Genomic DNA, 8,393 nt, shown 5'->3' with positions numbered 1-8,393 from the left:
TGGTCTTTCCGGCGCCGAGGAAGCCGGTGAGCACGGTCAGCGGGATGGGCTCCGGGCGACGCGGGTCCGGAGCGGGCACGATGGTGTCTGACATAGGCGGCGAAGTGGGGTGCGTCGGGCTCCGCGGCAACGCGGCGCCACGCCGGACACCCGCGATGGCCTACTCGTCCGCCGCGGCCTTCTTGGCGGCCGGCTTCCTGGCCGGCGCCTTGGCCGCCGCCTTGGCATCGGGCTTGGCATCGGGCTTGGTCTCGCCCTTGGTCGACCCGGACCTGTGGGCGGCGGCCTTCGGCGCGGACTTGGTCAGGCCCTTGCCGGGCTTGGCCTCGGGCATCCCGGGCGTCTCGTCGGCCGTGTAGGCGCTCGCGTTCCGCGGCACGCCGTGACCCGGCTTCGCGGCGACCTTCGGGGCCGTCTTGGCGGCGGCCTTCGCGGCCTGGGCGCGTTCGAGCCGGGCCGCCTGGGCCTGCTTGGCTGCCTCAAGGGCCGCCGCGCGCTTGGCCTTGGCGGCCTCGAGCTTGGCGGCGCGGGTGTTGGCGGCGGCGGCCTTCTGCTCGGCCTCCTGCGCGTCGAGGATGTTCTGGCCTTCCGCCGGGTTGCGGCCGATCCAGACGGCGATCGGCTGAAGCGGCGCCCGCGGCGGCAGGGAGCGGGCCCGCAGGGCAGGATTGGAGAAGGCGGCCAGCGCCAGCGCCGGCGAATTCGCCGCCGAGCCGCCGATCAGTTGCGCGGCGGAACCGGGAGCGCTCAGTGCGCCGGCCCCGTCCTCGATGGCCGGCGGCTTCTTGCCGCCGCAGATGAAGGGGCGCATGTCCGGCGGCGCGGACAAGGCCGAGGCCGGGAGCGCGTCGAGGGTCGGGCTCGTCCAGCCGGCGCTCTGGCCGAAGGCGTAGTCGAACAGGTCGGCGGCCTTCACGTCGCGCTCGCGCGGGCTCGGCTGCCCCATCACGATGGTGACGATCCGCCGACCGTTGCGCGTGGCGGTCGCCACCACGTTGAAGCCGCCCGAGCAGATGAAGCCGGTCTTCATGCCATCCGTGCCGGGATAGCGTCCGAGCAGCCCGTTGTGGTTCGCCATCACGGCGCGGCCGAACTGGATCGCCGAGATCGAGAACAGGTCGTGGGAATCCGGGAAATCGCGGATCAGAGACCGGGCGAGAACCGCCATGTCGCGGGCGGAGGTCCATTGCCGCGGATCGGGCAAGCCGTTGGGATTGTACCAGCGGCTGTCATGCATGCCGATCCGCTGGGCAGTCTCGTTCATCAGTGCGGCGAAGTTGTCGACGGTGCCGCCGAGCGACTCGCCGATCGCGTAGGCGACGTCGTTCGCCGACTTGACCATGATGATCTTCAGGGCGTTGTCGAGGGTGAGCTGTGTCCCCGGCTTGAAGCCCATCTTCGAGGGCGGCTCGGCGGCGGCGGCGGCCGAGATGGTGATCATCGAGTCGAGCGAGACCTTGCCCTGCCGCACGAGATCCAGGGCGACGTAGGTGGTCATCAGCTTGGTGATCGAGGCCGGATACCAGGGATCGGTCGGCGCCTGCGCGTAGATCACCTTGCCGGAATCCACGTCCGCCACGAGGATCGGCACCGTCACGGCATTCGCGGCGCCGATCCCGATCAGGCCCGCCCCGAGCAGACCCGTCAGCGCCGCAAACCCGACGGTGACGCGTCGGTAGAGAGAAGAGGACATTCGAGCCCGACTCATCAGAGGATCGCCTGGTCGACGCCGCGGGGCGTCGGTTTTCCGGCCGGCCAGCCGGAGAGCGGCGCAACCCGGCCGGCCGAAAGCGGTCGCCGGACTGCATCTCGGCATGAACGAGTCCACCATGGCAAGAGCAAGGCGAGATCGCACCGCGCGTCTGCTCGGCGCGGTTGTCGGTGGCCCACCGGACAGGCACGGCTTATGTGCAGTCAGAGCGCGGAGCGGACCGCGCGCGGACGTGACTGGGACAGTTGTGGCTTACGCGGTCAAGGAGATTTTCCACACACTTCAGGGTGAGGGCGCCCAGGCCGGCCGCGCCGCCGTGTTCTGCCGCTTCGCCGGCTGCAACCTGTGGTCCGGTCGCGAAGCCGACCGCGCGTCAGCGGCCTGCCGATTCTGCGACACGGATTTCATCGGGATGGACGGGGAGGGCGGCGGCCGCTTCACGGATGCGGCGGCGCTCGCCGACGCGATCGCCGCCACCTGGGCGGGAGGCGCCGAGAACCGCTACGTCGTCTTCACCGGCGGCGAGCCGCTGCTCCAGCTCGACACGCCCCTGATCGAGGCCGTCCACGCGGCCGGGTTCGAGATCGCGATCGAAACCAATGGGACTTTGCCCGCGCCGCCCGGTATCGACTGGATCTGCGTCAGCCCCAAGGGAAGCAACGCCCTGGCGCAGACCTCCGGCCATGAACTGAAGCTCGTCTATCCGCAGGCGGACGCCGATCCGGCGGCTTTCGTCGGGCTCGCATTCCAGCACCGCTTCCTCCAGCCCATGGACGGGCCGGACCGCGCCGCCAGCACGGAGGCGGCGATCGCCTATTGCCGCCGCGATGCCCGCTGGCGGCTGTCGCTGCAAACCCACAAGATCATTGGCATTCCCTGACAAGATCAGCGCAAGACGGGGGACGCCGCTCGACAGTGCTCTTCCCATCGCGCGGAGAATCGGAAACGATCAGCCCTGTGTTGCATCTGCGGAACAGGGCCGTTGAGCGCCGATGGATCTTTCTCACAGCCGCGGATCATCTCCGCGCCAGCGCGGAATGCGCACGCTTCCGAATGCCACGGGATCTGGCCGGTCGATCCCGATCCGCATGTGACGAACCTGTCTGGCCGTCAGCTCTGGCATTTCCGGGGCGGGGTACCGGTGGCGGCCGAGATAAACGAAATCCGCATCGCCGCCGATGACGCGCGGATCGCCCAGCTCGGCATCCGGCGGGACACCCAAGCCCGCCCCTATCCAGCGCGTTTCACCCACGCACCGGCAACCGGCGAGATCCTGCGCAACCCCGCAACCGCCGAGGAGCCGGCCACGCTCGAGATCGACCGCGGCAGCTTGACCGAGCTTCCCCTGCCGAGCGGCGTGCCGGTGCTGCTCCGGGCCGGGCGCCCGGCCGCGCTCCACCTGTTTCAGGAAAACCTGGGCGCCTTGGACACCTGGGACGGCCGGACGTTCCTGCCGCCAGGCCGTCTGCCCGCCGCTGCACCGCGAACCACGCCGACGGCGTCTCCCGCGGGGATCGCCTACACCACCGCCGACGCGCTGGTCTCGGCAGGACTTCCGCAACTCGGTCTCCGCCTCGCCTCCGGCGAAGCGGGCCTGCCGCGCCTGCGCTTTCTCTCCGCTCCGGGCTGGGACGGGATCGACCTCCTCGCCCTGGCCGAACGGGACGGGCGGCTCATCCTGTGCCGCGGCACGGTCGGCTCGGATGCCCTCGCCCTGCTGGACCTCGACAGATCCGCGTCCGGAAGCCGGTTCTCAGGTCCCTGGACAAACCGCCTGGGCGACATGTTCTGGACTGGACCCGACGGGTTCGTCGCGTTCCGGGCGGGCGGCGCAGGCGCGGCTTTCGTCGCTTGGCCGGACGGCTTCGCGCCGATCACCGCGCAGGCGCCGTGGCGCGACCGGGCCGACCAGCACCACCAGCTCGGCATCCTGGAGGGTCGCTGCCACCTCGCCGCAGTGACGCCGGACCGGACGCTCCGCCCCCTCGACGGGCCGCGCCTCGCCGCCGGACCCGTGCCTACTGGGGCGCGGACCGCTTCGACCTGCCCTGGCAGCCGCCGGCCGAGACGCTCACGCTCGGAGCGCATGCGGGCGCTCTCCTCGTTCCGCTGCTGGCCTTGCCCCGCGATACCGTGCTCCTCGCCGTGGACATCGACGCTCCGCGCGCCGGATTCCTCAAGGGCGCCGCTCTCCGCGAACCGGTGATCGGCCACGTCCTGCACCACGCCCACGGGGTTGGCCTCCACCGCCTTCCGATCACCCTGGAGGTGGCGTCACGCGGCGACGCCGACGCGCTCCTGCACGACAACGCGCTGTACCTCTGGACCCGGTCCGGGCGCAGCTGCCACGCGCTGCGGCATCAGACGGCCTGAGGTCGCTTCCGACCCGCGCGGCGCTCGCGCTGGTCGTCCTCTGGTCGCCCCCGGTCCAGGCCGCCGCCCATCAGCTCGTGCTCATTCAGGATTCCGGATGGATGGAGCCGTTCCTGAGCGCCGAGGGCTCGCAATTCCGGCCCTTCGTCGAGGCACTGGCGGCCGCCATCCGCGTGCCGGAGGGCACGATCGCGATCGGGACCTTCGACCAGGACGGTCAGGTTCCCGGGCGCACGTCGCCGCGCATCCTGCACAAGATGCGCAGAGAGGCGCCGCCGGGCCCGGACCGCACCGCCATGACGGCCCTGTTCTCGCTGAACTACTCGGCGCTGAGTCGAGCCGTGCTCGCCACACGCGGGAGTCTGGACTTCGAGGAAGCCGCTGCTCAGGCCGGCCTCGACAAGGTCGCGGCCTTCTTCGGGGTCGCCCGGGGCGAGGCCGAGCGTCACCTCCCGACCGTCGATCCGGCGGCCTTCGCGACCGACGCCCTGCTGCGCCTGGTGGATCGGACGCCGCCGGCCCCGCCGGAGGAGACGGCGATGCGGTTCTATCTCTATCGCGACGCGGTGACGGGGCCGTTCCCGCTCTCCGCGCTCGTCGGCATGGCGCGTTCGGGCGCCCTGCGGGCGGACACGCCGATCCATCCGCTCGGGGGAGCGTGGATGCCGGCCGGCGGCCATCCCGAGCTGGCGCCGCCCTTCGTGCCGGCGCCGCCGGACCTGTGACGTCCCGCTCAGCCGGCCATGGCCCTCCGCTGGGCGCGCGCCGCTCGGACCGCCAGGCGGGCGAACCGTCCGTCGACGTGCGACGGGTCGGGATCCTGCCCGGCCAGGATCGTGCGGCGCAGGGCGACCAGCGCGGGATCGCCCCAGGCGTCGAGCACCAGCGCGAACGCCGCGTGGCGTCCGGCATCGAACGGGATCGGCCGACCGGGCCGGTCCCGGGCCGGATGCGCCGGATGGAGCGCGCCGCAGGGCACCCAGCCCTGCGGGATCGGCGCGGTGGCCGCATGGGTCCGTCCGAGCCGCAGCAGCTGCGGCAGGACGTGGCTCTGCGGTCCGGACCCCGCTTCGGCCGGATCGGGCCCCGGGGCGAAGACCTCGATGCGCCCGCAGCGCGTGATGAAGACCCGGTCCAGGTGCGCCGCGAGCGACCGCAGGATTCCCGCATCGCCGGACGCCAGGAGCGGCCGGCCCGCCAGCGCCCGAAGCCTACCGATGCCTTCGGGATCGGCCACCCGCAGGCAGGCATCCACGGCGCGCAGGCCGAGGCCGAGGTCGAACAGGGACGCGGCGCGGTCCTGCGGCCGGATTGCCGCCGCATCGGGCCCCAGCTCGGTCAGTACGGTGCGCCCGCCCATGGCACAGGCCGCTTCGGGGAGGCAGAGCGCGACCGCTTGGCTCCAGCCGTCGTTGAAACCGGTCTCGTAGGCGAACGGCCTGAGATCCGGCGGCACCACGAGGGCGAGGGCGCCCCGGACCGTGACGATGCCGATCCCCCCATTCTCGAGGGGCCGGGCCGCCTCGTCAGGGTCCCGCGCGAAGACGGCGCCGGCTCCGTAGCTGCCGAGGCTCCACGTGCAGGCCGGATCGGCCATTTGGGCCCGCAGCAGGGTCTCCACCGCGGATCCCGGTCCGGCCGTCATCGGCTCCTCGCACGCACGCCACCGCAGCGGGCACGCCTTGACACGGACGGCGAATGACCGGAAGTCGCGGGGCATCACCGAGGTTGTGGTCGGCAAGGCGGGCGCGCGGCCCGGAACGACCGATGCGGAGACGTCCGCTGGACCTCGCGACGGGATCCGCAAGAAGGGCGCTGGCATGGACGTCATCGAGACCGAGATCCCGGACGTGAAGCGCATCGCGGTGAAGCGCTTCGGCGACACGCGGGGCTGGTTCTCCGAGACGTTCCGGGCCGACGCCCTGGCGCGGGTCGGCATCACGACGCCGTTCGTACAGGACAACCAGTCCTTCTCGGCGCCGCAGGGCACGATCCGCGGGCTGCACTTCCAGATCGCGCCCCGGGCCCAGGCCAAGCTGATCCGCGTGCTCCAGGGCGCGATCCTCGACGTCGCGGTCGACATCCGCAGCGGGTCGCCGACCTACGGAAAATACGTCGCCGTCACCCTCGACGCCGAGACGGGCGATCAGCTCTACATCCCGCACGGCTTCGCCCACGGCTTCTGCACCCTGACCCCCGACGTCATGGTCGCCTACAAGGTCGACGAATACTACAGCCCCGAGCACGACCGGGCGCTCGCCTGGAACGATCCCGAAGTCGGGATCCCGTGGCCGGTCTCGGGCGAGGCGGCGATCCTGTCCGACAAGGATCGCCGCGCCCCGCGCCTCGCCGATCTCGGCCAAGTCTTCTGAGCCGCGCGGCCCGGCCGCAATTTCGTCACGCCGGCCAGTCTTACGCTGCCCGGCTATTCCGTTTCTGACCTATCCGAAGAGGTGACACGCCATGCGCATCCTGGTGACCGGAGGCTGCGGCTTCATCGGCTCGGCGCTGGTGCTGCACCTCGTCAACGATCTCGGCCACGACGTCTGCACCCTCGACGCGATGACCTATGCGGCCAACCCGGTCTCGCTGGCGCCGCTCGCCGACGACCCGCGCCATCGCCTGGTCGAGGCCGACATCTGCGACCGCGCCGCCGTGCAGAAGGCCTTCGCCGACTTCAAGCCGCAGGCGGTGATGCATCTGGCCGCCGAGAGCCACGTCGACCGCTCGATCACCGATCCGGGCGCCTTCGTGCGCACCAACGTCATCGGCACGCAGACCATGCTGGATGGGGCGCGGGGCTATTACGAAGCCCTGCCGGAGGCGGACAAAAAGAGCTTCCGGTTCCTCCACGTCTCCACCGACGAGGTCTACGGCTCGCTGCCGCCGGACGCGTTCTTCACCGAGGAGAGCCGCTACGATCCGCGCTCGCCCTACTCGGCCTCGAAGGCGGCCTCCGACCACCTCGCCCGCGCCTGGCACGAGACCTACGGCCTGCCGGTGCTGGTGACCAACTGCTCGAACAATTACGGGCCGCGGCACTTCCCTGAGAAGCTGATCCCGCTGATGATCCTGAACGCCCTGGAGGGGAAGAAGCTGCCGGTCTACGGCGACGGCCTGAACGAGCGCGACTGGATCCACGTGGAGGATCACGCCAAGGGCCTCGTCGCCGTGCTGGAGCGCGGCCGGATCGGCGAGACCTACCTGCTCGGCGGCCGGGCGGTGCGCAACAACCTCGCGGTGGTGAAGGCGCTGTGCGCGGCCTTCGACCGGCTGCGTCCGCAGAACGCCCCGCACGAGCAGTTGATCAGCTTCGTGGCCGACCGCCCGGGCCATGACCGGCGCTACGCCATCGACTGCACCAAGGCCGAGGCCGAACTCGGCTGGCGCCCGCAGAAGACCTTCGAGCAGGCGCTGGAGGAGACCGTCGCTTGGTACCTCGCCAACGAGGGCTGGTGGCGCCCGATCCGCGAGGGCCGGTACAAGGGCGAGCGCCTGGGACTGAACGGCTGATGGACATCCTCGTCCTCGGCGGCGCGGGCCAGGTCGGCACCGAGCTGCAGGCCCTGTCCTGGCCGGACGGCGTCCGCGTGCACGCACCGGGCCGCGCGGATCTCGACATCACCGACGCGGACGCCGTCGCGGCGGCGCTCGCCGCGCGCGACTACCGGGCGGTGATCAACACCGCCGCCTACACGGCCGTCGACAAGGCCGAGTCCGATGTGGTCGCGGCGTGGCGCCTCAACGCGCTCGCGCCGGCGATCCTGGCGGCCGCCACGGCAGCGCAATCCATCCCGCTGGTCCACGTCTCGACCGACTACGTCTTCGCCGGCACGAAGCCCGACGGGGCCTACGCGCCCGACGCGCCGATCGATCCGCAGAGCGTCTACGGCGCCAGCAAGGCCGCCGGCGAGCTGGCAGTGCGCACCGGCAACCCGCGCCACGCCGTCGTCCGCACCGCCTGGGTGGTGAGCCCGCACAGGGGCAACTTCGTCAAGACGATGCTGCGGCTCGCGGCCGAGCGCGATGCCCTGACCGTCGTCGACGACCAGCACGGTTGCCCGACCTCGGCCACCGACCTCGCCGCCGCCCTCGCGACGATCGCGCAGCGCATGGCCGGGGAGGCGGACGCTCCCACCGGCACGTTTCACTGCGTGAACGCCGGCGACACCACATGGTGCGGCTTCGCCGAGGCGATCGTGGCGGGCTCGGCCCGCCGCGGCGGCCGCTCGGTGCCGGTCAAGGGCATCCCGACTTCCGCCTATCCGACACCGGCCCGGCGGCCGGGCCAATTCGCGCCTGTCCACCG

General features: G+C 71.6%; 8 protein-coding genes and 1 pseudogene. 7 read left to right on the top strand and 2 right to left on the bottom strand.

Annotated features, from left to right (window positions below; all coding sequences use genetic code 11):
- Positions 1-160: 160 nt before the first annotated feature.
- Positions 161-1,693 (bottom strand): D-alanyl-D-alanine carboxypeptidase family protein, encoded by a 1,533-nt coding sequence (locus I53_RS01085; RefSeq protein ID WP_051044599.1) that lies wholly within the window; start codon positions 1,691-1,693, stop codon positions 161-163.
- Between the two features lie 265 nt (positions 1,694-1,958).
- Between I53_RS01085 and queE the strand changes: the two genes are divergently transcribed.
- From queE to I53_RS33600, 4 genes are all read left to right on the top strand, one after another.
- Positions 1,959-2,591, top strand: coding sequence for a 7-carboxy-7-deazaguanine synthase (queE, locus tag I53_RS01080; RefSeq protein WP_043345774.1), 633 nt, complete (start codon positions 1,959-1,961; stop codon positions 2,589-2,591).
- Positions 2,592-2,801: 210 nt separating this feature from the next.
- Positions 2,802-3,917 carry a hypothetical protein gene (locus tag I53_RS01075; protein ID WP_251982173.1) on the top strand — a complete coding sequence of 372 codons (1,116 nt, stop codon included), beginning with the start codon at positions 2,802-2,804 and terminating at the stop codon, positions 3,915-3,917.
- Positions 3,914-4,084, top strand: a complete 171-nt coding sequence (locus I53_RS34750) for a hypothetical protein (protein WP_251982172.1) — start codon at positions 3,914-3,916, stop codon at positions 4,082-4,084. The genes I53_RS01075 and I53_RS34750 overlap by 4 nt, the downstream gene beginning before the upstream one ends.
- Positions 4,085-4,185: 101 nt before the next feature.
- A complete protein-coding gene (locus I53_RS33600) occupies positions 4,186-4,809 on the top strand; it encodes a DUF4339 domain-containing protein (protein WP_043345768.1) in 624 nt (207 codons plus the stop codon).
- Between the two features lie 8 nt (positions 4,810-4,817).
- On the opposite strand, the gene I53_RS01060 is transcribed toward I53_RS33600, so the two are convergent.
- A complete protein-coding gene (locus I53_RS01060; protein ID WP_043345767.1) occupies positions 4,818-5,729 on the bottom strand; it encodes a hypothetical protein in 912 nt (303 codons plus the stop codon).
- A 175-nt stretch (positions 5,730-5,904) separates the two neighbouring features.
- Here I53_RS01060 and rfbC point away from each other — a divergent pair, with 175 nt between their 5' ends.
- The 3 genes and pseudogenes from rfbC to rfbD form a co-directional block, all read left to right on the top strand.
- Positions 5,905-6,456 (top strand): dTDP-4-dehydrorhamnose 3,5-epimerase, encoded by a 552-nt coding sequence (rfbC, locus tag I53_RS01055; protein WP_043345777.1) that lies wholly within the window; start codon positions 5,905-5,907, stop codon positions 6,454-6,456.
- A 91-nt stretch (positions 6,457-6,547) separates the two neighbouring features.
- Positions 6,548-7,597: a dTDP-glucose 4,6-dehydratase gene (gene rfbB / locus I53_RS01050; RefSeq protein ID WP_043345764.1), complete on the top strand. Its 1,050-nt coding sequence runs from the start codon at positions 6,548-6,550 to the stop codon at positions 7,595-7,597.
- A pseudogene (gene rfbD / locus I53_RS01045) lies at positions 7,597-8,393 on the top strand (dTDP-4-dehydrorhamnose reductase); the annotation flags it as partial. The gene rfbB and the pseudogene rfbD, both read left to right, overlap by 1 nt.

The sequence above is a fragment of the Methylobacterium sp. B1 genome, from assembly GCF_000333255.1.
In the GTDB taxonomy this organism is placed as follows: Bacteria; Pseudomonadota; Alphaproteobacteria; order Rhizobiales; family Beijerinckiaceae; genus Methylobacterium; species Methylobacterium fujisawaense.
This window is presented reverse-complemented; position numbering and strand designations above follow the sequence as displayed.

Coding starts and splice junctions, on each gene's coding strand:
- I53_RS01085 (WP_051044599.1), bottom strand. CDS start 1,693: ATGTCCTCTTCTCTCTACCGACGCGTCACCGTCGGGTTTGCGGCGCTG.
- I53_RS01060 (WP_043345767.1), bottom strand. CDS start 5,729: ATGACGGCCGGACCGGGATCCGCGGTGGAGACCCTGCTGCGGGCCCAA.
- rfbB (WP_043345764.1), top strand. CDS start 6,548: ATGCGCATCCTGGTGACCGGAGGCTGCGGCTTCATCGGCTCGGCGCTG.
- rfbC (WP_043345777.1), top strand. CDS start 5,905: ATGGACGTCATCGAGACCGAGATCCCGGACGTGAAGCGCATCGCGGTG.
- I53_RS33600 (WP_043345768.1), top strand. CDS start 4,186: ATGGAGCCGTTCCTGAGCGCCGAGGGCTCGCAATTCCGGCCCTTCGTC.